Source organism: Acinetobacter sp. TUM15064, from assembly GCF_008980265.1.
Taxonomy (GTDB): domain Bacteria; phylum Pseudomonadota; class Gammaproteobacteria; order Pseudomonadales; family Moraxellaceae; genus Acinetobacter.
Window position 1 is genome coordinate 1 of the sequence record NZ_BKFU01000025.1, and the last position, 23650, is coordinate 23650.

Here is a 23650-nt window from a genome sequence, read left to right on the forward strand (position 1 = left end):
TCAGTTTAGTAGTCAAATTCCTAGACTCTGTTCAGTACTAAAACATAGCTTTTACTTCCAAATTATTTAAAGGAAAAAATTATGATGAAATTCAAAAACATTTTTTTGGGCTTATGTATCGCAGCCGCGTCATTGAATACATTTGCACAGCAATCCGATGAACACAAAGATCACCACCCTGAAAAAACAGCACCATCTGCAGTAACAATTAAGCAAACAGTTACCAGCACCACTGCTACAGATAAAATGGCTGCAATGGATCAACACATGAAGGCGATGCAAGCCATGCATGAGAAGATGATGGCTGCAAAAACCCCACAAGAACGTCAGAAACTTATGGCTGAGCACATGAAACTCATGCAAGGAGGTATGAGTATGATGAAACAGATGGGCAGCCAAAGCATGAATGCAAATATGGCTGACCGTCAGCAGATGATGGAAAAACGTATGGACATGATGCAATCCATGATGCAGATGATGATGGACTGTATGCCTCCGTCAGCAACTAAATAGTTACCCATGAATTAGGGGAAAGCACCATGAATCACCAACACCAAGAAAATAATTCAGTACCTAACTTCTGGTCTACACGTTATGCCATTGGTCTAATCGTGCTGGGTGGTATCGCAGCTTATTTTCTATTAACGGAACATTTAGCCCACGTTATCGGTGCTTTGCCTTATTTATTCCTTTTAGCGTGTCCACTGATGCATATTTTTATGCATGGTGGTCATGGGCATAACCACTCGCAGCAAAAAAAATCCGATATATCTGATAACAAAAAATAGCTCTTATCAGGAGATCCATCATGAATCATGCGGAATCGGCTTATGGTTTATGGACGCTGGTTATCATTAACTCAGCAGTTTTTATCATGTTCGCTTTCAGTTTTTTTAGACCTTCCACTGCGCGCGATTGGCGTACATTTGGGGCCTTTTCGGCTTTTATCATTGCTCTATTTGTCGAAATGTATGGTTTTCCTTTAACCATTTACCTGTTATCTGGTTGGCTTCAAACTCGCTTCCCTCAACTTGACTTACTTTCTCATAATGCAGGTCACTTGTGGTCAACGCTATTAGGTGAAAAAGGTGATCCACATTTTGGCATTTTGCATATCGCCAGTTACGTTTTCTTGGGCTATGGACTTTACCTGTTATCAACGTCATGGCACGTGCTGTACAACGCGCAACGTCAGCATTCTTTAGCGATCACAGGCCCTTATGCACGTATACGTCACCCACAATACGTGGCTTTTGTGATGATCTTGCTGGGTTTTTTATTGCAATGGCCAACTTTACTGACACTGATTATGTTTCCAATCCTACTCTTAATGTACAGCCGCTTGGCAATTAAGGAAGAGGCTGAAATGAGTAAACAGTTTGGCGCTGTCTATGACAGCTATGCTCAACAGACTCCGAGATTTATTCCAAAATTCGGCCATAAAACCACTTTTCCATAAGAGAATTATTTATGTCAGATCAAAAAAATCATAACCAGGACCATATGGCACAGGCTACAACAGACGTACTGAAAGACCCAGTCTGTGGTATGACCGTCACTGAAGAATCGAAATACCATGAGGAATTTAAGGGGAAAACTTACTTTTTTTGCAGTGATAAATGTCAATCAAAGTTTCATAGCAGCCCGGTGCAATATATCGCTAAACCCGCAACGACGACTGCCGATGCACATACACAGCATCATCAGACTGTTCAACACGTTAATGCGGCAAGCACAACAGGTACGACCATCTATACATGCCCAATGCATCCAGAAATCAGGCAAGATCATCCTGGAAACTGTCCTAAATGCGGAATGACACTGGAGCCACTCATTCCTGAATTAGAGGAAGATGAGAATCCGGAGTTACGTGATTTCCGCCGACGCTTCTGGTGGACACTGCCATTGACCATCATCGTGACTTTTTTGGCGATGTTTGGTCATCAAATGAACCTGTTCAATATGGCTGTTCAGAGCTGGATTGAACTGGTGTTGTCACTCCCAATTGTACTTTGGGCAGGTTGGCCATTTTTTTCCCGGGGTTGGCAATCGGTTGTGAATCGCAGCCCGAACATGTGGACGCTGATTGGTTTGGGCACTGGAGCTGCATTTATTTATAGTGTGGTCGCAACCATTGCACCGCAAATCTTCCCAGACTCATTTATTTCCATGGGTCGTGTCGCTGTTTACTTTGAAGCTTCAGCGGTCATCATTTCATTGACCCTACTGGGACAAATATTGGAGTTAAAAGCACGTTCGCAAACTTCTGCTGCAATTAAGTCACTCCTTGGGCTCGCTCCTAAAACAGCTCGCCGAATCCTGCCTGATGGAACTGAAGAAGATGTTCCTCTAACGCATGTCCATGTAGGAGATTTACTCAGAATTCGCCCAGGTGAAAAAGTGCCTGTGGATGGTGTAATCACTGAAGGAAGTAGTTCAGTGGATGAATCGATGCTGACAGGTGAACCTTTACCAATTACTAAACGTATCGGCGATAAAGTCATTGGAGCTACCCTGAATACCAATGGTTCATTGATCATGCGTTCAGAGAAAATTGGTTCAAGTACCATGTTGTCCCAGATCGTGCAGATGGTGGCGCAAGCTCAACGATCAAGAGCACCAATGCAACGTATGGCTGATCAGGTAGCAGGTTGGTTCGTCATAGCTGTAGTAACCATTGCCTTGCTTACCTTCTTTGGATGGGGACTATTCGGCCCAGAAGAATCAAGCTGGGTTTATGCATTAATCAATGCTGTGGCAGTACTCATTATTGCCTGTCCTTGTGCACTAGGCTTGGCAACTCCAATGTCTATCATGGTTGCGACGGGTCAAGGTGCTACTCATGGTGTGCTGTTCCGTGATGCAGCAGCCATTGAGAATCTACGCAAGATTGACACACTAATCATCGATAAAACAGGTACGTTAACTGAAGGACGCCCTGTATTCGATCGTGTAGTTGCCGCATCAGATTTTGACGAATCTGAAGTATTACGTTTAGCCGCCAGTCTTGATCAAGGCAGTGAACACCCGCTAGCCGAAGCGATTGTAAACGCAGCACACGAACGTGGCCTGTCTCTTGAAACACCAGATAATTTTGAATCGGGCTCAGGGATTGGTGTTCGAGGTCAAGTGGGCGATCGTCAGTTAGCTTTGGGCAACACAGCACTGATGGAGCAATTGGGTATCTCGGTACAATCTCTGATTCCGCAAGCCGAAGAGCTGCGTTCAGAAGGTGCAAGTGTGATGCATCTAGCCATCAATGGTGAATTGGCCGGTCTGCTTGCAGTATCCGATCCCATCAAAAAAAATACCCCAGAAGCACTTGCCACCCTGAAGGAAGCGGGTCTACGTATCGTGATGGCAACAGGAGATGGTCTCACCACTGCCCGTTCAGTCGCAGCACGTCTAGGCATTGATGAGGTACATGGCGAAGTCAAACCCGCAGATAAACTAGAACTGGTCAGCAAATTGCAGAAGGAAGGTCGCATCGTGGCTATGGCTGGTGATGGCATCAATGATGCACCAGCCTTGGCTAAAGCTGATGTCGGTATCGCTATGGGAACCGGGACTGATGTTGCAATGAATAGTGCCCAAGTTACGCTGGTCAAGGGAGATTTACGAGGGATTGCTGTTGCCCGTTCACTTTCGGAAGCTACTGTCGGCAACATGAAACAGAACCTCATGTTTGCTTTCCTTTACAATGCTTTGGGTATCCCTATCGCGGCTGGCGTACTATATCCATTTACCGGTTGGTTGTTGTCACCGATGATTGCCGCCTTGGCTATGAGTTTGAGTTCAGCTTCAGTCATCACGAATGCCCTTCGCCTGCGAAATAAAAAGTTATGATAGAGAGTTCTTTTCTTCCACCAGATGTACCAGGTCTTATTGCAGCACTTGCCATCGGCCTGCTCATTGGTTTAGAACGAGGATGGCACGATCGTGAATTGCCCGAGGGCAGCCGAGTAGCAGGCCTACGTACCTTCACATTGACAGGATTGCTCGGAGGAGTGCTCGGTCATTTACAACCAAACTTCGGGCCTTGGCCGCTGGTCGCGGCCGTATTAGGGCTTTCCTTATTATTAACAGTGTCCTACGCGCGTACCGCAAAACTTTCCGGTAATCTAAGCGCTACCACGACGATCGCGATGCTGTTGACATTAGTTTTAGGTGCATATGCATCCCATGGTAATGTTACTTTAGCATTAACCGCGGCTGTAATCGTCGCTGTATTTTTGGATCTCAAGCCAACCTTACACGGTTGGCTACGCTTGATAGAGCATCGTGAATTAACCGCATCCCTGCAGTTGCTGGTACTTTCTGTCGTTATATTACCCTACTTACCCAATACGGGTCTGGGACCTTTTGCTGCATTAAATCCTTACCAGTTATGGTGGGCAGTGATCCTGATTGCCGGACTCTCTCTGGCAGGTCATTTTGCCATGCGGCTTACCGGTTCAGAAAGAGGCATATTCTGGACAGGTCTATTGGGTGGTTTGGCATCTTCTACAGCTGCAACTGTCGCACTGGCACGCTATACACGCCAGCACCCCGTCATGGTCAGTGCTGCTATTTCTGGAACATTGGCTGCCTGTGGCATCATGTTTTTTCGTATGGTTGTGCTGATAGGCGTCATTGAGCCAGCATTGCTAAGCACTTTTGGTGGTGCAATGATGATTGCGGGAATCCTTCTGCTGGGTATGGCATTGTGGAGACAACGCCAAATTACCAGCGCTGAAAACAACGATCGAACAATAGAAGCAATGGCTCCTTTTGATCTTGGGACAGCATTCAGCTTCGCTGCTTTCCTGGCTGTCATGGCAGTCTTGGTCCCGGCAGCAAAACAATGGTTGGGCACCAGCGGCATCTTCGTATTATCGACTATTTCTGGGCTAGCAGACGTAGATGCTATTTTAGTCTCACTTGCCCGCCTGCATAGTACTGAAGGCTTAACAACAAATGTGGCTGCTGTCGCGCTAGGGCTGGCCACACTGAGCAACATGTTAAGCAAAGCGACAATTGCATGGATGACAGGGGGGGCACAGTTTGGCCGAGCTATCATATTTGGCTACACAATTGCCATGATAGGTGCTGGCGTAGCTCTGGCTCTCAGTTTGAGCTTTATGTAAGGTCAACTCGGGTAAATGGAAGATGTTCAAAAAATGAGTTAAAATGATTCCCCTTGCATGGATTCACTTTGAAAAACAATGGTAAAAATGATTCGACCATTGAGGGATTCAGCCTGGATGGTCGCCCCAAGCATATCAAGAATAGATTTTGTTATCGCGAGCCCTAAGCCGGTTCCTTCTTCTGTTCTTTGTCTAGATGCATCTGTTCGATAAAATCGATCAAATAACCTGGATAGTTGTTCAGGAGAGATTTCAGGGCCTTCATTTTCAATTGAAAATATTGTGTTATCTAAATTCTGTTGAAGTTTTATGCGTATTGTAGAATTCTTATTTCCATATTTAACTGCATTAGATAATAGATTGCTGAGTGCTCGACGTAACATAGCAGGATCACCTTTGACATTTCCAGATCCTGTTTGTTGAAGCGTCATATTTTTTTCGGCAGCTAGCGCATCATAGAAATCAAATAAGGCTGTAACTTCTTTAACCAGGTCAATATTCTGTAAGTTCTGTAATTTTAGGCCATGTTCTGCTTTTGCCAAGAAAAGCATATCGGATACCATTCGAGCCAAACGTTCTAATTCTTCTAAATTAGAAAATAGTACTTCTTGATAGGTACTGGTATCTCGTTTACGGGCAAGACATACTTGAGTTTGAGTCATTAAGTTATTAATCGGTGTTCTAATTTCATGCGCTAAATCAGATGAAAAATCGGAAAGCCTTTCTAAAGCTGATTCTAGTCTGTCGAGCATATCATTGAAGGCAATTGCTAATGATTTTAGTTCTGTTGGTGTGTGCTCAACTTCTAAACGTTCTGAAAGATGTTGGGCAGAAATGCCTTCTGCGACCTTAGCCATTTTTTGCACGGGTCTTAAACCTCTCCAGGTTGCAAACCAGCCTAAAAACATTAAACAAATCGTACCGGCTAAACCAATGTAAAAAAGTTGACGCTTAAAATCATTTAAAAAATGTAGATGTTCAGATGTATCGATCCCCACAATAATGCGTACAGATTGTATTTCAGTATTTTTGTTTATATCCGTGTTGTAGATCATGCCACGATAGGTCTTATTCTTAATTTTCCATTTAATCCAAGGGTTATTTGCTGACTTGATTAACTGTTGAGTATTAATGATTGAAGGTGTTGAACTAAATAAAATCTGACCTGCCGGTCGTTCTATTTGGACCATAAGATCATGGTGTCCAACTAAAGCATCTTTCAAATATAGATCAAGTTCTGGAGAATTTTTAGGATGCTGTTGGAGAAGATTCTGAATAAGCTGGATTTTACCTTCTAATTGGGTACGATCTTGCGTTTCAAAATGATGCATCACTAATTTATGGATGAAAAACCCCATCATAATGAGAATACATATAGTCGATAATGAGAAAATAATACCAATACGAAAACTGATAGATTTGAATAATTTATTATTCATCTTCTACCTCTAATACATACCCCATTCCTCTAATATTTTGAATTAACTTAGGGGTAAAATTACTATCTACTTTATTTCTTAATCGTTTAATAGCGACTTCAACTACATTTGTATCACTATCAAAGTTCATATCCCAAATTTGAGATGCAATAAGTGCTCTTGGTAGAATTTCACCTCTTCTACGCATAAAAAGCTCCATAAGAGCAAATTCTTTAGCCGTTAAATCAATGCGTTGACCTGCTCGTGTTACCCGACGTTTTCTCAAATCAAGTTCTAAATCAGCAATCTTAATAATATTATTATCTTCTCTTTGTTGCCCTCGTCTAAGGAGCGTTTTTATTCGAGCTAGAAGCTCTGCAAAAGCAAAAGGCTTAACTAAATAATCATCAGCGCCTAGCTCTAATCCTTTTACTCGATCTTCGATTTGATCTCGGGCGGTAAGAAAAAGAATGGGCATTGTTTTACCGCTGCTACGAATATCATTGATAATATTCCAACCATTTAGTCCAGGTAACATCACGTCTAAAATAATTAAGTCATACTCTTCAGAAAGAGCTTGATGTTTACCCGTTAACCCATCTGTAACCCAGTCCGTAATATAGCCAGCTTCGGATAAACCTTGCTTGAGATAATCACCAGTTTTTTGTTCATCTTCAACTAATAGTATTCTCATTTCCGAATCCTAAGTCATTCATTAAAACTATAATAACGTTATAAAACATCTGATCGAGATAGATTACAAAAATGTCATTTTCAAGTCACTTAGATGTTCAGTGCTTCACTTTATTGTAGTAGCAAGAAATTAACTTTTAGAGAAACTTATGAAAACTGTAGTGCGTCGTAGTCTAACAATTTTAATGTGTGCTGGAACTTTAATTGCTGGTACTCAATCTTGGGCAAAAGATGTATCAACCTCAAGTGCCACTAAAACGGTAAAAGCACAGGAACCTTGTACAAAACCTTGTAAAATGGAAAAAGATGACAAGACTCAGCAAGATCATAGTCAACATCAGTCTCCTAACTCATCTGACATGTCAAAAATGGATCATTCTATGATGAATATGGACCATTCTAAAATGGATCATTCAAAGATGAATATGCCTAGTAGCAATAAATAATTTTATAAATAGCGAGAAAGAAGTATTAAAGTTTATACTAAATATTTGCTTTATTACTTCAATCTTGACCTTTCTAAAGGTGAGATAGAATGTCAAAAAAGTTAAGTCATATACTCTTAATTGGAGTTGGTTTATTTTCATCAACTTGGGTAATGGCGGCAGTTAAAGAATATGATTTAACAATCGCTGAACAAACTGTAAATATCACAGGAAAACCGCTAAAGAGAATTACTGTAAATGGTAAATTCGTTGCACCACTTCTTGAATTTGAAGAAGGTGATGAGGCCGTTATCCGTGTTCACAATAAGTTAAAAAATCAGGACTCTTCAATCCATTGGCATGGCTTATTATTACCTGGAATTATGGATGGTGTACCTGGATTTAACAAATTTAATGGCATTGCCCCTAATAAAACTTATGAATATAAGTTTAAAGTCCGCCAAAATGGTACTTATTGGTATCATTCACATAGTAAAGGACAAGAACAAGACGGTTTATATGGTGCTTTTGTTATTTATCCTAAAGATAAAACTCCACTAACAGCTGCTGAAAAAACCGATAAAGATTACGTTGTTTTGCTTTCTGATTTTCATAATTCGACAAGTGATCAAATTATGAAAAATATTAAAAAAGAAGCAGACTACTATCAGAACCGCCGCGAAACAGTATTCGATGTATTAAAACAAGTTAAACGTGATGGGCTAAAAGCGACTTGGCAAGACCGTTCTATGTGGAATCAGATGCGAATGCTGAAAACAGATATGTCCGATGTGACTGGTTATACATTTTTAATGAATGGCAAGACACCTCAGCAAAATTGGACGGGTAACTTCAAAGCTGGTGAAAAAGTTCGCCTTCGTTTTATTAATGCTTCCGCTATGTCATTCTTTGATGTACGCATTCCAAACCTAAAAATGACTGTAGTCAGTGCTGATGGTCAACCTGTAAAGCCCGTTCCTGTGGATGAGTTCCGTATTGGTACTGCTGAAACTTATGACGTAATTGTGGAACCAAAACAAGCACATTACCAAATTGAAGCTGAATCTATTGATCGTACCGGTTTTTCAGTGGGAACATTACATGAAGAAAGCAGTCCAGCAGTCAAACAAATTGAGATGCCTAAATCTCGCCCTCGTGCTTTATTAACTATGGAAGATATGGGGATGAGCCATGACATGTCATCTATGAAAGATATGAATCATGATATGTCTTCTATGAAAGATATGAATCATGATATGTCTTCTATGAAAGATATGAATCATGATATGTCTTCTATGAAAGATATGAAGCATGACATGTCATCTATGAAAGATATGAATCATGATATGTCTTCTATGAAAGATATGAATCATGATATGTCTTCTATGAAAGATATGAAGCATGACATGTCTTCTATGAAAGATATGAATCATGATATGTCAATGAATACCGCTCCTAAAAACTCATCAAATACAAATGACGATACTGTATTTGGATGGGCAAATGCTTCAACCCCTGTAGGTAAAAAAGCTTTGCAATATAGTGATCTTCAAGCTCTTGACCAACAACAAGATACTCGTGCTCCAGAACGCGAAATTGAAGTACGACTTGGCGGAAATATGGAGCGTTATATCTGGACAATCAATGGTAAAAAATTCAATGAAACGGAGCCATTAGAAGTTAAATATGGTGAACGGATTAGATTGAAATTTATAAATGACAGTATGATGGCTCACCCAATGCACTTACATGGTATGTTCATGCAGCTTGAAAATGGTCAAGATCCAAGCAATATACCAAATAAACATACTGTAATTGTTCCACCAGGGAAAACTATAACTACTCTGCTTACAGCCGATGAATTAGGTGAGTGGGCTATTCATTGCCACCTGCTTTACCATATGAGCGCAGGAATGATGAATAAACTAATTGTGGCCCAAGTAGACAAAGATAGTGTTTCAAAAAATATTGTTGCTCAGCCCCCAATAAGTGAGAAGGGAGTAAATCCACATGCAAATCACTAAGAATTTCTTCTCAAAAACAGTCTTATCAATTGCATTAATAAGTATATCAAACTTAACTTTTGCTAATAGCAGCACTTCGGAACAAGAAAGTAATATTACAAATGGTATGAGAGTCTTATTACAGGAGTCTGGTGGCTTAAGATATAGCCCCCAAGAATTGTATCCAGAATATTATTCAATGGAAAATGCAAATGGGGGAGATAATATTATTCTGACCGCAAGAAAGAGATCAGCCCCATCTCATGATGATCATCTTAAAGAACATGGCGGACAAATTTATCAAGCAACAAAACTTGAAAATGCATGGATAGTTGATGAAGATGGTAAGGGTACACTAGGAACGAAGTTTGAAACTTTGATTGGGACAGATGAAAATCGTATATTTATCGAAGCGAATCTAGCAAAGCCAGAAAGCAGTGATATTAATTATGATATATCTGCACTCTATAGTCGTAATGTAGCCCCATTTTGGGATGTGCAAACAGGTGTTCGATATAGTGAAGATAAAAACAGCCCAAACAACAATCGGATTGATGGTGTTATCGGTATATTAGGATTAGCCCCTTATTTCTTTGAGACACAAGCATATCTTTATGGAGGAGAGAATAACTTTTGGGGAACAAGTTTTGAATTCGAACGTGATTTAATTTTAACTCAAAAACTTATTACTCAACCTTACATCGAAGCAGATGTAGTATTTAGTGATGATTCTGACTATGCTGCAAAATCAGGTTTATCAGAACTAAAAACGGGGATCAAAACCCGATATGAAATTACTAAGCGAATTAAACCTTTTATTGACGTTGCTTACCAATATGAAAAAGGACAGAAAGCCACTTCTATGCAAGAGGCTACGGATTCTGAAAAAGGCTGGAAATATGGTGCAGGCATCGAATTAGTTTTTTAAAATAATTTAATGAAAGGAATAGTAGTTTAGCGTACTATTCCTTTCATCTTATAATGGCTTTGTTGCACAAACCTAGCATCAAAAGCTTATTCAGCAATATAATTTCAAAATGAATAAGCCTGCCTCTAAAATCTACCGTACAACCAATTGGTCATCCTATAACCGAGCCTTAATTAACCGAGGTAATATTTCCATTTGGCTTGATCCAAAGACTCAGTGGTATGCACAATCACAAGGCAAGCAAGGTCGAAATCAAACCTACTCCGATACAGCGATTCAATGCTGCTTAATGATCAAATTACTATTCCGACTCTCTTTACGTATGGTCACAGGTTTTGTTCAAAGTCTGATTAAACTCTCTGGATTAGATTGGACAGCTCCGGATTATTCCACCCTTTGTCGTATGATGTGTGCTGAAAAAACAGGAGGTTTTAACTTGGTAAACTAAACACACTCATCAGGAGTTTACCATGAGCAAGAAACACAAGACTTACACCACAGAATTTAAAGCTGAAGCCATCAAATTAATTGAAGCCAATCAAGGCAATGTCTCGGAAACAGCTAGACAACTTAGCATTTCAATGCAAACTCTTTCAAATTGGAATACCAAAGCAAAGGCTGGAACTTTAGCAGGTACAAAACAGTATTCACCTGATCTAAACGCTCTACTCGAAGAAAATAAAAAACTCAAACAACAGCTCAAAATAGCTGAAATGGAACGTGAATTTTTAAAAAAGGCAGCAGCGTACTTTGCCAAAGAAAGTCAGTAAGGTACGCCTATATGAAACAAAAAAGATATTCTTTTCCAATTACCTTAATGGCTCGATTACTTCATGTTTTAGTTTCATGTTTTTATGATTGGCTCAAGAGAGGCGTGAGCAAAAGAACGATTCAACGAAATCAACAGACGATATTGGTGAAAATAGCCCATGAGGAGACAAGGCAGAGCTATGGTTATATTCGATTAACCAAATACTTACAAGCTCAGGGTATAAAAATGAGTATGTACGCTGTAGGTCAGATAAAAGCGCTGAACCACCTGTATTGTAAGCGACACAAGCGTTTTAAAAGGACTACGAATAGTGACCATAATCGAGCGATCTATGAAAACCTGCTGGAGCAACAATTCTCAATGACTAGACCAAATCAAGCATGGTCAAGTGATATTACGTACATATGGACTGTTGAAGGATGGCTGTATTTAGCAGCGGTAAAAGACCTTTACACGAAGCAAGTGGTTGGCTATAGCTTAAATGAGCGCATGACAACACAGCTTGTTTGTAATGCGCTAAATATGGCTATTCACAATCAAAAACCAACCAAAGAACTGATTGTGCATTCAGACAGAGGAAGTCAATATTGCAGCCATGAATATCGAAATATACTTGAGCAATATGGTTTTCAAGGTTCAATGAGCAAGCGCGGAGACTGTTACGATAATGCACCGATTGAAAGCTTTTGGGGAATACTGAAAAATGAGTTAGTGCATCATTACAACTATCAAACCAGAGAAGAAGCCAAAGCAGATATTATAAAATACATTGAATTATTTTATAATCATCGAAGAATTCAAAAGGGTTTGGGTTTTAAGACACCAAATCAAATGGCCGAAGACTTTTATAAGTTGGCTGCCTAGAATCTCCCAAGGGAAAGTCTCCTGATAGTTCAGCGTATATCACATTCAGAGATTTATATTTTTTAGTATTTAAGATTTTTTGAATTTTGAATTTTGTCAATGATCTCAGTATATCTGTAATCTGTTCCTAGGCTTAAGTCTGCATCTTCTTAAACTGAGTTGCGTATATACTTCTTAAACATTGTTCTGGAAAGCTATTTTGAATAGATGTTCTCATTCACGAATTATGCATGAATGTTAAGGTAGAAATATTAATCAAATAAGAATTCTTCTTAATTTAGAAGGACATCTATTACTTAATTTATAGTTTATATAATTTAAATTAAATTGAGTGTTTTGTATGAGTATAGATTAAATCCGGATATAACACATGGCGCCTAATGCCGATATGCCGAATAAAGATGCACAATTCGACAGTTTTTCTTTGGCCAATATGGTACCGCAAGCCCCTAAAAATAATCAGCAGGTCTGGCGTGAATTAGAAGAGGCGACGCGCGCAATTGTGACCAAACAAAAGCTTGATGTTTTTGTAGTGACTGGACCTGTATTTCAGGGCAAGAAGCTTAAAACCATTGGACAGGGAGTGATTGTTCCGAGTGCGGTTTATAAGGCTGTGTATATGCCAAAAACAGGGGCGATTGGGGCGTATTATGCACCGAATGATAATTCACAGCAGGTAAAAGTTGTCAGTGTTTGCTATTTGGAAGAGCAGTTGGGAATGAATCTGTTTCCGCAACTGACAGAAGAACAAAAGCGCAATACCTACAAGCTCCCGCTGACAGCAAATGCTGTCAAAGCTCAACATGCCATTCAATATTCGCATTGGGATGCAGAAAGCCAGTGTGCGGAAGATGTTTCATCAGAGCAGCTCAAAGCGTTACAAAAAGACTTTAAGTCGGGGTCGAGTCAGTCGAGTGCAAAAAGCACAGATCAGACCAACAGTACAGGCATTGATTCGGCTACACAGGATGCTATTGTGAAGCAATTGATTGACGTATTGTTGCAATATATTTTGCAGCTGTTACGTTAAAGTTCTAAGCAGCTGGATGTGTATAGGTTCAGCTGCTTTATTCGATGACTGAAGCATAAATAAGAGTAAAAATAATATGTTTAAACCTTTTATACAGGGAGCGGAGTCACATGCCATTCATGACTTGACTCTTGATAATGACGTGGACTGTGTCAGTATTTATGGCAATTTACAACTCACCAAAGACCAAGTGGGTTTAGCCGCAGCCAAAGCATTACAGAGCTATATCAATGCCATCGTGCAACAGCTAGAAAGCGAGGTTCAACTTCCTGAAAAAATTCAGCGTTCAGAGACAGGGGAAATTGATAACCCTTTTTTATAAGTTCTAAGCATGTTCCATGTGGAACATTTAAAAAGCCCACATTCGTGGGCGTTATGCTGGTAGGGAATGGGAACAGCGTCTAAGCCTTTCTTTCCAAAATTTTATAAATGATGGCACCGATAATTGCGCCAATAATAGGTGCCACCCAAAATAACCAAAGTTGGCTTAAAGCAGCGGTTTCGGCAAAGAGGGCAACACCTGTACTACGGGCTGGATTGACCGAAGTGTTGGTGACAGGAATACTAATCAAGTGAATAAGTGTCAGAGCCAGACCAATCGCGATTGGGGCAAAACCAGAAGGTGCAAGTTTATCGGTCGCACCCATAATGATAATTAAAAACATTGCTGTTAGGACAATTTCAATAATTAAAGCTGAGATTAAAGAATACTGACCAGGAGAGAGCTCGGCATAACCATTGCTTGCAAATCCTCCTGTGCCAACAAATCCAGCTTGCCCTTGTACAATCAAATACAAAACCCAAGCTGCTAAAATTGCACCAATAACTTGAGAAATAATATAGGGAATCAGATCTTTGCTCTCAAAGCGACCACCGACCCATAAACCGATACTGACGGCAGGGTTAAAGTGTCCACCTGAGATGTGTCCGAGTGCAAAAGCACCCGTTAAAACGGTTAAACCAAAGGCAAGAGCAACGCCTAGAAAGCCGATGCCCAATTCAGGGAAAGCTGCAGCAAAAATAGCACTGCCACAACCTCCGAAGACCAACCAAAATGTTCCGATGAATTCAGCAAGATATTTATTCATAATGCGCCTTTTGTAGTTATTGATGTTTTATTTGTTTACAACGTATATTTAACGAGAAAACGATCGTTTTTCAATCAATTTTAACAAAAAAGCGTGACATCTTGATGACCTTAGAAAATTTGAGGATTGTTAGTCAACGTGTTGTAGTCGCCATTGTTGCGGGGTGAGCTCAGTCCATTGTTTAAAGGCACGCTGAAAAGCACTTTGTTCAGAATAACTGAGCAAGAGGGCAATTTCCTGTAAGCTCAAGTGTGGATCTTTTAAATATTGTTCTGCCAAGACACGTCTTACTTCTTGCATTCTGTGTTGATAAGTCGTGCCTTGTTGTTGTAAGTGGCGCTGTAGTTGTCGTACTGAAAAGCTCAATTGCTTCGCAATATGCTCAATTTGATATTGGTTTTTTTGGAGTCCTGTCAAAATAGCATGTTGTAGCCGTTGGTCAATGTGAGTGGAATTGGGCAATTTTTCAAGTAGGGCTTCGGCTTGCTGTAACAGTAGTTTTTGTAAGGTTTGATCGCCTTGTTGAAAAGGCATAGATAATTCACGCAGTGGAATCATCATCATCGGTCGACTTTGGGAAAAGCGAACGCGACAATTAAAATACTGTTCATACTGTAGGGTATTTTTAGGGGTAGGATGCGTGAAGTGCACTTCATAAAGCTGAATATCTTCATGGGCGACAAAGTGTTTCATAAATTGAATCATCAGTGCCATTGCCACTTCATTACTCAGTTGTGTGGTGAGTTCAATCGGCATTTCCACCCAACCAAAACATAGGTTTTCACCTTCAACGGCAACATATAATGAGCTACCATCATAAATCAGCCGATGAAAGTCATGGTAACGGGTCAGTGCTTCACCAAGCGTCTCACAGGATAGCGCAATATAGGCCAAGATACCTAAATGCTTAGGTTGTACATATTGAGCAATGTCGAGTCCGAGAGCCGGCGTTTGTAGATGGCTGTCGAGATCATTCAACAACGCTAACCACAGAGCATAATCAAAACGTTCTAGATTCTGAACTTTCTCAAGTTTTTCAGAAATTGGATAGCCCACCGCTTGGCAATAGGCATAAAGTAAATGACCTAGCCCGCCGTAGACTGAACCTGTGTAGTCTTTGAAATGTTGCATTTATTCGCTCTATTGTTCTTGTCGTGATTTGTCAATGAATTGGAATGCTAGGGTCAATATTTAGCATAGTTTCCACATTATATTCAATCTGAAAACAGGAGGGATTTGACATGTGGAAGGGTTTTGTCGCGGGATTGGTGGTGGCCAATGCCTTTGAGTGGGTGGCACATAAATATATTTTGCATGGTACACACCGTGCGGGTAAGCCACGCTACAGCCCTGTGCCTGACAGCATGAAGTCACATTGGGAGCATCACCGAGAAGTACGTAAAACGGCATTTCACGACCACGGATATGTTGAAGGCTGGAGTAACTGGCGTACTAAAAATGAGATCATTTCACTGGCTGTAGTCGCGGGTGTATTTGGAACATTATTTTATCCAGTGTCCAAAGGGATGACTTTATCTGTGCTGTATTCTGCTGGAAACTATTATTATATTCACCGCCGTGCGCACTTAGAACCTGACTGGGCAATGCGTAAAATTCCGTGGCACTATGACCACCACATGAACTCTAATCAGGATGCCAACTGGTGTGTGACTAAGCCGTGGTTTGACTATATTTTAGGGACTCGCGTGATTTCATCATTGGACTTGCAAGAACAAAATCCATTGGGCATTACCTTGCCTCAAGGCGTGTCTGAGCGTTTAACTCAATGGGTAAATCAGGTCTTTCCTGCAAAATGGGTTAAGGCACCAGAAGCTGTTGAGAGTAAGCCTAGGCAGATGACAGAAACTATCGCTGGATAATAGGGTTAATGTGAGAGTTGTCGTGATTTGTCAATAAAATTGGTATGTATTGTCAATATTTCATCATTTGAACATCTTATAGTAAAGCTGTTGATGAGGTGATTTCACTTCATGAGCTTAGTACGTCATTTTTCATTTTCCAGTTTAACAGAGCAATATAGTCGTTATTCTAGGTTTATAGGGAGTCGCAAGACTCCCTTTTTTTATCTCAAAAATTGAGAGTGTAGGTTCGAACAAGATCCAGAGAGCATTCTAAGCTTTAACATCTGCTGCATAATTGAGGCAATGGCACTAGCTGTGAATGAGTACAGTGGAATTGAGCTTTTTAATTCATCTGTTTTTTAAAGCCCGTTAAAATATAGCGATCCATTTCGTCCTTATACTGTGGAGAAAACTGGAAGCAAATGGGGTCATTCACTTTTAATGTGTTCAGCTCTGGAAAGCGTTGTCTGGCTTGTAGACTGTTGGTAAATATGAACCCTTGTCGATCATTTTGAAAATAAAAGGCTTTTTCAATGCTGACGTTGTGTCGGTTTTGCTGTCTGATTTCTACCCATTGATGAAAAGTTCCGCAATAACGAATTTGCTCAGGGGCGGCAAAGGCTTTTTTATAATACTGTGTGAGTTGGTATTCTGAGAACATTACATAACTAAACATGCACAAGCCTAAGAAGGGAATAATGGCGAACATGGTAAAAGGATGATCTGTGTATTTTCTTAATAGGTACAGTAATAGAAATAAGAAAGCGATGCCAAAGATAAGAAAAATAACCTGTAAGTCTTGCACTGTTTGATCTCTAATTGTTGTTCTAAATAGTTATAAAAAACTGAAGTCATAAAAAAAGAGCATCTTTCGATACTCTTTTAATCATTTCAGAATGATGCTGTCAATTATAAACGCATTTCAATGCCTTGTTCCGCAAGGTATTTCTTCGCTTCAGGAATGGTGTGTTGCCCAAAGTGGAAAATTGAAGCAGCCAGTACGGCGTCGGCTCCACCTTTTAAAATACCATCGGCCAAGTGTTGTAAGTTGCCAACACCACCCGAAGCAATGGTTGGAATAGTGACACGGTCATTGATTTGGCGCATCAGCTCGAGGTCATATCCTGCTTTGGTGCCATCGGCATCCATCGAGGTAATCAATAGTTCACCTGCGCCAAAGTTAGCCATTTTCACTGACCACTCAATGGCATCAATGCCTGTTGGTTTACGGCCACCATGAGTGAAAATTTCCCATTTATTTTCACCCGTTTTTTTCGCATCTATAGCAACCACAATACACTGTGCGCCAAAGCGTTGCGATGCTTCTTGGACAAATTCAGGATTAAATACCGCTGCTGAGTTAATGCTCACTTTGTCTGCACCAGCATTGAGTAAGAGACGAATGTCTTCAACTTTACGTACCCCACCACCGACGGTTAAGGGAACAAAAACCGTTTCAGCCATACGTTCAACGGTACGGTAGGTTGTGTCGCGGCCATTTGAGGTTGCTGTAATATCTAAGAAGGTAATTTCATCAGCACCTTGCTCGTTATATCGGCGTGCTACTTCTACTGGGTCACCTGCATCACGAATATCAAGGAATTGAACACCTTTCACTACACGACCGTTGTCTACGTCGAGGCAAGGAATAATACGTTTAGCTAGCATAATTTTTTCCAAAAATAACAGCCGATTATGAAACTTCGCGACTTAGATGCTACACCTTAATAGTCGGAGCAGGTATTCTATCAAACTTATGTAAGTTTTTTCGCAGGTTTTATATGTCGGTTTATACCACTTTGACTTTACAGGAAGTTCAGGCGTTTGCAGCACCTTATGGACTAGAGGTGATGGATCTGATCCCGATTCAAGGCGGTATTCAAAATACGAACTATTTTATTGTGTGTGAAAATGCTGTGCAGTACGTGTTAACTGTATTTGAAGAGATGGATGAACAAGGCGCAGGCGAGTTGGTTCCTGTACTTGAGCATTTGGGCCAAGCAGGTTTAACGGTACCCGTGCCATTAAGTCATTCAGGTAAAGCCATTCATAGCTTAAAAGAGAAGCCGGCACAAATTGCCCCACGGATGATGGGCAAACACCCTATGCCTGCGACCCTTGAGCAAACTGAGGCAATTGCCGTTGCACAAGCGAAAATGCATGTAGCACTGCAAGATTTTCCACTGGAACGTGCAGAATACCGTGACCATGATTACTGGCTGGCGGTGGCATTAGACATGAAACCGACTTTAACTGAAGCGGATCAAGCATTATTGAGCAAATTATTGGGTCTATACGATGCATTGTCGGCAGTTTATCCGAATCGTCCAAAAGGTTTTATTCATTCGGACTTATTTCGAGACAACACTTTGTTTGAGGGCAATCAGCTCAAGGGCATTTTAGACTTTTATGAACTGAATAAAGATGAGTTCTTGTTCGATATTGCGATTACGCTGAATGACTTCTGCACCGAATACCCAAGTGTACATTTAAATGAAGCCAAGGCCATCGCATTTTTAAACGCCTATGAAAGCATTCGTCCTTTGACTGCTGATGAAAAATCTTGCCTAGAGTTGTATCTCGCAATGGCTGCTGCACGTTTTTGGATGATGCGTTTACAAGTGGCACAAAAAAATGCAGAACAAGGCCGTACTGGGGAGGATATTTTGCAGAAAAATCCTGTCGAAATGCGTAATATGGTGATTGACCGCTTAAAGTTTGTAACTACTTAAATAGGAAAGAAAAATGCGTGACCAAGGACGACTCATTGAATGGTTTGATGATAAGGGCTACGGCTTTATTCAGCCTAACGATGACAGCAAAGATCGCGTGTTTTTACATATCAAGGACTTTGCGCGGCAAGGTCCTCGCCCCATAGTAGGATGTGCATTGGAATATAATGCAATTTTAGATGCGCAAGGGCGTTATCGTGCACAGCAAGTCAGCTATTTAAAAGCATCACAAACCCAAAATAATCGGACTCAAAAGAAGCCCCTGAAAAAGACCGTACAAGGCCAAAATTTGCGTCCAATGCAAATCGCTTCGGTGGTGTACATTGTTGTTTTAGCGCTGTTGGTGCTGCTGGGGCGTTTAAGTGGATTGGTGTTGCTCTTTATTAGTTTAATGAATGCAGCCAGTTATTGGTTCTATGCACAAGACAAAGAAGCGGCGCAAAATGGGCAGCGCCGCGTACCTGAAAATACGTTGCATCTGCTTTCATTTTTAGGCGGATGGCCTGCCGCATGGCTGGCACAGCAAAAGCTACGTCATAAAACACAAAAACAACCCTTTAGAAAGATTTACTTTTGTACAATCTTTTTCAATATTCTTTTAATTTTATGGCTTATTTCTCCTTTCAATAGTTTGCCTATTTAAAGTCAAAAGCCCACTTTATGAGGGACAATATGAATTATTCAGTCGATCAAGATCCGAATCGTAGCCTGACCTTTATTCTTTATATTTTGTATATTGTTGCGATTTTTTCCGCAGGAATTTTAGCAGTGATCGCTTTAGTCATTAATTACATCAAGCGCGATGCAGTCCGTGGTTCTATTTTTGAGAGCCATTTTACATGGCAGATTCGCACGTTTTGGTGGTATTTAATTTGGAACGTGATTGCCTTTGTGCCGTTTCTTTTCTTATTCTTTACAGGTGAAAATGCCACGGCATTTGCAGGTGTAGCACTAGGCGCTTCAACCTTCTGCGTCGCCGTGATTGTACTGTCATGGGTGTGGATTGTATATCGTGCGATTAAAGGCATCATTCGTTTAAATGATAATGAGCCGATGTATCAATAAGACCAGATGACTTTAAAAGGGCAGTTTGCCCTTTTTTTAGGTCTGTATCTTTTGAGATGGGATTTATGCACTGAGATGAAACCATATAATGCAGCAGTTTCACTATTTTTGCGCAGGCTTTAAAAAAGTACTGTACCAAATTAAATTTTATGTTTTACATTTTTGTTCAATAAATCTTACATTTTTAATATTTATAATTTACATTTTTATTTAATATATTTTACATATTTAATAATTTAAATTTACTTTTTTAATAAAATAACTATACATTAATGTACAGTTATTTATATAAAAATATGTTCGATATTGATTATAAAAAATAGCATGATTCTGGCTAGGCATAGAATCTTCCACGACGACGACGCAAGCCTAAAACATGAATGGCACGAACCAGTACGGCATAAGAAACTGAATAGCCAAAGTGCTGTTCAAAAAGTGGAACTAAATCGCTAATATTTTGAAATTTTGTATTTTTAACAAATACTTGGAATTCATTCCAGTCTTTAATGTGGCTAGGTGCTCCACGATTACTAACTGCTTTTGGAGATAAATTTCCAGTTTCTTCCTCTAGCTTAATCCATGCATCGAGGGTCACACGTGAGATGTTGAATTCTTTGCAAACAGCAACCTTATAATCAGTGAGTTTATAGCGTTGAATTGCTGCTTTTCGAGTTTCTAAATCGTATTTAGGCATTTTATTCAATATTCTTAAAATACAGAAGATGCTATTATATGGCATAGTTGTTGCAAAAACCAAAATCACTAGATTGAAAAATGAAAGATGGTGATTTCGGTGAAAAATGCAGATTTTTCTTTAAAGAAAATGTCACTATGGCAAGTGGTCATTATTGGTGTGGCCTACAAGACCCCAATGGTGGTGTTCGATACTTTTGGTATCGTGTCTGGGATCACCGATGGTCGTGTGCCATTGGCGTATATTCTGGCGTTGTTTGCAATGCTATTAACGGCATTTAGTTATGCACGTTTTAGTCGGGTCAGCGGTGACTCAGGTTCTGCTTATAACTACACCGCACAGTCCTGTGGAGCTAAAGCGGGCTTTTTTGTTGGTTGGTGTTCACTGCTCGATTATATTTTACTGCCTTTAGTTAATGCTTTACTGGCGGGTATTTATTTGGAAGCTGTCATTCCGAGCGTGCCCTATTGGGTCTGGGTGGTTTTATTTACAGGTTTAGTCACCCTAATCAACTGCTTCCGAATCAATATTTTAGCGAACTTGAGTTTGGTGTTTGTGCTTTTGCCCTTACTGTTGATGGTTCTGTTTATTTATTTGGTTATTCAAGGGGTGGGGTCAGCGCAAGGCTATGATCATGTACTGACTTTAGCGCCATTGTTTAATGGGGACAGCTCTGTTTTACCTTTGATTGCGGGGGCCTCCATTTTATGTTTTTCATTTTTGGGTTTTGATGCAGTTACAACCATGTCGCATGAGACCAAAGATCCGCAAAAGAACATTCCGCGTGCGGTTTTACTTACCACATTGGCAGGGGGGGCCATCTTTATCACAGCATCATGGTTTATTCAGTTGTACTTCCCAACGAATGTTCGTTTTAACAAACCTGATGAAGCTTTACCTGAGATTGTTCTCTATGTCGGAGGGGCATTGTTCCAAGCTGTATTTCTGTGTGCTCAAATCATGAATACCTTTGCTTCAGGTCTGGCGACTCATGCGAGTGCTTCACGCCTAATTCATATTATGGCGAAAGATGGCATTTTCCCCAAAGCAACCTTTGGACAATTACATGCAAGACTGGGTACCCCCTTGTACGCGGTATTGAGCATTGGCTTGATCTCATTGTCTGCCATTTTCTTAGATCTTGCGACCGTGGTCAGCATGATTAGCTTTGGTGCATTGATTGCCTTTACGGCGGTGAACTTCTCGGTTTTTGTGAAGTTTTATCTGTTGGAAAAACAAACTCAAGGCGTCAAAAACAAATGTCTCAATTTGATCCTGCCTCTGTTATCCGTATTGGTGATGCTTTGCCTGTGGGTCAACTTAGAACGAAATGCCCTGATTTTTGGGTGCTCTTGGCTAGCAATTGGTATTGGGATATTTATTTATAAGAAATTGAAAAAGCAAAACATTGTAATTGGAAATGCATACTAAACCTTGCATGAAAATGAAAGTAATATTGAGTGTAAATGAAATGAATATGAATAAACCGACATTTGTAGATGACGTTGAATACAAAGCCAGTTTTGCTGTACAAAGCGGCAAAGAGTGGAATTGGTTAAACCCGCAACATGGTGCGTTTGATCATCCTGCTAATTACTATGAAAGTTCAATGCATGTATGGCATGAGTTTGATGCTTTAAATGCAGATATCGAATGTGATGTCGTAGTGATAGGTGGTGGCTTATTGGGAACCTCGGCAGCACTGCATTTGTCGGAGCAGGGTGTAGATACGGTCTTGGTTGAAAAGAACCGAGTGGGCAGTGCTGCCTCAGGGCGCAATGGTGGGCAACTCACACCGGGATTGGCACGTTGGGAAGCCGAAACCATGATCGAGCACTTCAGCTTTGAAGAGGCAAAAAAGTTATGGCACTTTACCTCAACTGAAGCCATGACTTTGATTGATGACATTACTGAAAAATATGATTTAGATTTACAACGTAAACGTGGACATCTAACGGCCGCAGTACACCCAGGGCATTTAGATGCCTTGCGTGAAGGCATGCAAGCACGTCAGTACTTAGATGAAAAAAATACCTCAATGCTGACCCAAGAGGAATTACGAGAGCATGTGCAATCGGATAACTATTTTGGCGGCTTATTGGATCATTTAGGTGGACATATTCATCCTTTAGCGTTGACACGTGGTTTGGCGTATGGCTTTTGCCAAAAGGGCGGTAGCATCTATGAGCAAACAGAAGTGCAGTCGATTCAGGAACGTGCTGATGGTATTTATGTGACCACAGCGCAAGGGGTGATTAAAGCACGTAAAAGCGTGGTGATGGCTGTACACCATGCTTCATTTAAACTATTAGAAGAACGTAATCAAACTACGATTCCTTTTTATACTTACGTCTGTACCACAGCACCTTTAGCATTAGATTTGAAAGAACTATTGCCGACGGATCTGCCCGTATACGATACGCAATTTCAAATTGACTACTACCGTGGCGTTTCAAAAAACCGATTGTTATTTGGGGGCGAAGGCACTGGCTCGTGTTGGAGTCCTGAACAAACCCATGACTATTTGCTGGGACGTATTCAGCATGTATTTCCTCAGCTAGAGCAGGTGGCACTTGACTTTGTGTGGAGTGGAACGACAGATTTAACCGTTAATGGTGCGGCAGACAGTCGGAAATTTGGTCATCAATATCCCATTTATGCTGTACAGGGCTGGAGTGGGCATGGTGTTGCGCAAACGGTGCGTATTGGTAAAGCCATTGCCGATGATTTCTGTGGTCAATGTGATGATTTTAATATGTTGACCCGAATTCAACATCAGAACATTCCTTTTGGTCGGGCATTGGCACCGTTAGTGATTCCAATTGCCAAAAGTATGTATGGTTTAGGAGCAATGATTAATCCGGGTAAGATGGTATCGTTCTAAACATGAACTTGTGCTGCTGAATCTATACAATTTATGTTTAGACTCAGCAGACACCGCATTTGAACG

The 23650-nt window shown here is 40.5% G+C and carries 23 protein-coding genes and 2 pseudogenes; 18 read left to right on the plus strand and 7 right to left on the minus strand.

Going from position 1 to position 23650, the window contains the following annotated elements:
- The first annotated feature begins 81 nt into the window (after positions 1 to 81).
- Genes GBI16_RS09290 through GBI16_RS09310 form a run of 5 tightly spaced genes read left to right on the plus strand, consistent with a single transcriptional unit; the run spans position 82 to position 5126 of the window.
- On the plus strand, positions 82 to 513 hold the full coding sequence (locus GBI16_RS09290) for a hypothetical protein (protein ID WP_004695737.1): 432 nt from the start codon (positions 82 to 84) through the stop codon (positions 511 to 513).
- 26 nt (positions 514 to 539) lie between these two features.
- Entirely contained in the window at positions 540 to 788 is a 249-nt protein-coding gene (locus tag GBI16_RS09295; protein ID WP_004695740.1) for a DUF2933 domain-containing protein, read from the plus strand.
- 20 nt (positions 789 to 808) lie between these two features.
- Entirely contained in the window at positions 809 to 1459 is a 651-nt protein-coding gene (locus tag GBI16_RS09300; protein ID WP_151706954.1) for an isoprenylcysteine carboxylmethyltransferase family protein, read from the plus strand.
- Between the two features lie 11 nt (positions 1460 to 1470).
- Positions 1471 to 3846, plus strand: a complete 2376-nt coding sequence (locus GBI16_RS09305) for a heavy metal translocating P-type ATPase (protein ID WP_151706955.1) — start codon at positions 1471 to 1473, stop codon at positions 3844 to 3846.
- Positions 3843 to 5126 carry an MgtC/SapB family protein gene (locus GBI16_RS09310; protein ID WP_004663995.1) on the plus strand — a complete coding sequence of 428 codons (1284 nt, stop codon included), beginning with the start codon at positions 3843 to 3845 and terminating at the stop codon, positions 5124 to 5126. Before GBI16_RS09305 ends, GBI16_RS09310 begins: the two co-directional genes overlap by 4 nt.
- 38 nt (positions 5127 to 5164) lie before the next feature.
- Here GBI16_RS09310 and GBI16_RS09315 read toward each other — a convergent pair whose 3' ends face one another.
- On the minus strand, positions 5165 to 6565 hold the full coding sequence (locus GBI16_RS09315; RefSeq protein WP_004763973.1) for a heavy metal sensor histidine kinase: 1401 nt from the start codon (positions 6563 to 6565) through the stop codon (positions 5165 to 5167).
- Complete coding sequence (locus GBI16_RS09320) at positions 6558 to 7238, minus strand: heavy metal response regulator transcription factor (RefSeq protein ID WP_004679347.1); 681 nt, start codon at positions 7236 to 7238, stop codon at positions 6558 to 6560. The genes GBI16_RS09315 and GBI16_RS09320 overlap by 8 nt, the downstream gene beginning before the upstream one ends.
- A gap of 148 nt (positions 7239 to 7386) precedes the next feature.
- Between GBI16_RS09320 and GBI16_RS09325 the strand changes: the two genes are divergently transcribed.
- The 7 genes and pseudogenes from GBI16_RS09325 to GBI16_RS09360 all read left to right on the plus strand — a co-directional run bounded on the left by GBI16_RS09325 (position 7387) and on the right by GBI16_RS09360 (position 13581).
- Complete coding sequence (locus tag GBI16_RS09325; protein WP_004281865.1) at positions 7387 to 7683, plus strand: hypothetical protein; 297 nt, start codon at positions 7387 to 7389, stop codon at positions 7681 to 7683.
- A gap of 89 nt (positions 7684 to 7772) precedes the next feature.
- Complete coding sequence (locus GBI16_RS09330; protein ID WP_151706956.1) at positions 7773 to 9686, plus strand: copper resistance system multicopper oxidase; 1914 nt, start codon at positions 7773 to 7775, stop codon at positions 9684 to 9686.
- The gene (locus GBI16_RS09335) at positions 9673 to 10593 is read left to right on the plus strand and encodes a copper resistance protein B (RefSeq protein ID WP_005401398.1); all 921 of its coding nucleotides are present in this window, start codon (positions 9673 to 9675) and stop codon (positions 10591 to 10593) included. Before GBI16_RS09330 ends, GBI16_RS09335 begins: the two co-directional genes overlap by 14 nt.
- A 109-nt stretch (positions 10594 to 10702) precedes the next feature.
- Positions 10703 to 10996 (plus strand): annotated as a pseudogene (locus tag GBI16_RS09340) (IS5/IS1182 family transposase); the annotation flags it as partial.
- 67 nt (positions 10997 to 11063) lie between these two features.
- Positions 11064 to 12229, plus strand: a protein-coding gene (locus tag GBI16_RS09345; RefSeq protein ID WP_151706957.1) for an IS3-like element ISAba22 family transposase whose coding sequence is annotated in 2 segments (ribosomal slippage) — positions 11064 to 11322 and positions 11322 to 12229 — 1167 coding nt in all. Because the reading frame shifts where the segments join, the coding sequence is not laid out codon by codon here.
- A gap of 367 nt (positions 12230 to 12596) precedes the next feature.
- Positions 12597 to 13259 (plus strand): annotated as a pseudogene (locus GBI16_RS09355) (DNA/RNA non-specific endonuclease); the annotation flags it as partial.
- A 76-nt stretch (positions 13260 to 13335) separates the two neighbouring features.
- On the plus strand, positions 13336 to 13581 hold the full coding sequence (locus GBI16_RS09360; RefSeq protein ID WP_086209089.1) for a hypothetical protein: 246 nt from the start codon (positions 13336 to 13338) through the stop codon (positions 13579 to 13581).
- Between the two features lie 79 nt (positions 13582 to 13660).
- On the opposite strand, the gene aqpZ is transcribed toward GBI16_RS09360, so the two are convergent.
- Together aqpZ and GBI16_RS09370 are read right to left on the minus strand one after the other, a co-directional pair.
- Entirely contained in the window at positions 13661 to 14347 is a 687-nt protein-coding gene (aqpZ, locus tag GBI16_RS09365) for an aquaporin Z (RefSeq protein WP_086209088.1), read from the minus strand.
- 129 nt (positions 14348 to 14476) lie between these two features.
- Positions 14477 to 15478, minus strand: a complete 1002-nt coding sequence (locus GBI16_RS09370; protein ID WP_086209087.1) for an AraC family transcriptional regulator — start codon at positions 15476 to 15478, stop codon at positions 14477 to 14479.
- Between the two features lie 110 nt (positions 15479 to 15588).
- Between GBI16_RS09370 and GBI16_RS09375 the strand changes: the two genes are divergently transcribed.
- Positions 15589 to 16227 (plus strand): hypothetical protein, encoded by a 639-nt coding sequence (locus tag GBI16_RS09375; protein WP_086209086.1) that lies wholly within the window; start codon positions 15589 to 15591, stop codon positions 16225 to 16227.
- Positions 16228 to 16552: 325 nt separating this feature from the next.
- On the opposite strand, the gene GBI16_RS09380 is transcribed toward GBI16_RS09375, so the two are convergent.
- Positions 16553 to 16885 carry a hypothetical protein gene (locus tag GBI16_RS09380; RefSeq protein ID WP_228146988.1) on the minus strand — a complete coding sequence of 111 codons (333 nt, stop codon included), beginning with the start codon at positions 16883 to 16885 and terminating at the stop codon, positions 16553 to 16555.
- Between the two features lie 233 nt (positions 16886 to 17118).
- Entirely contained in the window at positions 17119 to 17880 is a 762-nt protein-coding gene (gene hisF, locus GBI16_RS09385; protein ID WP_308463950.1) for an imidazole glycerol phosphate synthase subunit HisF, read from the minus strand.
- Between the two features lie 110 nt (positions 17881 to 17990).
- Here hisF and GBI16_RS09390 point away from each other — a divergent pair, with 110 nt between their 5' ends.
- The 3 genes from GBI16_RS09390 to GBI16_RS09400 are packed head-to-tail and all read left to right on the plus strand — an operon-like array spanning position 17991 to position 20006.
- Positions 17991 to 18941: a homoserine kinase gene (locus tag GBI16_RS09390; RefSeq protein ID WP_086209083.1), complete on the plus strand. Its 951-nt coding sequence runs from the start codon at positions 17991 to 17993 to the stop codon at positions 18939 to 18941.
- A 13-nt stretch (positions 18942 to 18954) separates the two neighbouring features.
- Positions 18955 to 19584 carry a DUF1294 domain-containing protein gene (locus GBI16_RS09395; protein ID WP_151706958.1) on the plus strand — a complete coding sequence of 210 codons (630 nt, stop codon included), beginning with the start codon at positions 18955 to 18957 and terminating at the stop codon, positions 19582 to 19584.
- 29 nt (positions 19585 to 19613) lie between these two features.
- On the plus strand, positions 19614 to 20006 hold the full coding sequence (locus GBI16_RS09400) for a hypothetical protein (RefSeq protein ID WP_086209081.1): 393 nt from the start codon (positions 19614 to 19616) through the stop codon (positions 20004 to 20006).
- Between the two features lie 334 nt (positions 20007 to 20340).
- On the opposite strand, the gene GBI16_RS09405 is transcribed toward GBI16_RS09400, so the two are convergent.
- On the minus strand, positions 20341 to 20700 hold the full coding sequence (locus GBI16_RS09405) for a helix-turn-helix domain-containing protein (RefSeq protein WP_151706959.1): 360 nt from the start codon (positions 20698 to 20700) through the stop codon (positions 20341 to 20343).
- Between the two features lie 87 nt (positions 20701 to 20787).
- Here GBI16_RS09405 and GBI16_RS09410 point away from each other — a divergent pair, with 87 nt between their 5' ends.
- Entirely contained in the window at positions 20788 to 22131 is a 1344-nt protein-coding gene (locus GBI16_RS09410; protein WP_151706960.1) for an APC family permease, read from the plus strand.
- Positions 22132 to 22144: 13 nt separating this feature from the next.
- Positions 22145 to 23584 carry an NAD(P)/FAD-dependent oxidoreductase gene (locus GBI16_RS09415; protein ID WP_404814595.1) on the plus strand — a complete coding sequence of 480 codons (1440 nt, stop codon included), beginning with the start codon at positions 22145 to 22147 and terminating at the stop codon, positions 23582 to 23584.
- Positions 23585 to 23650: the final 66 nt, after the last annotated feature.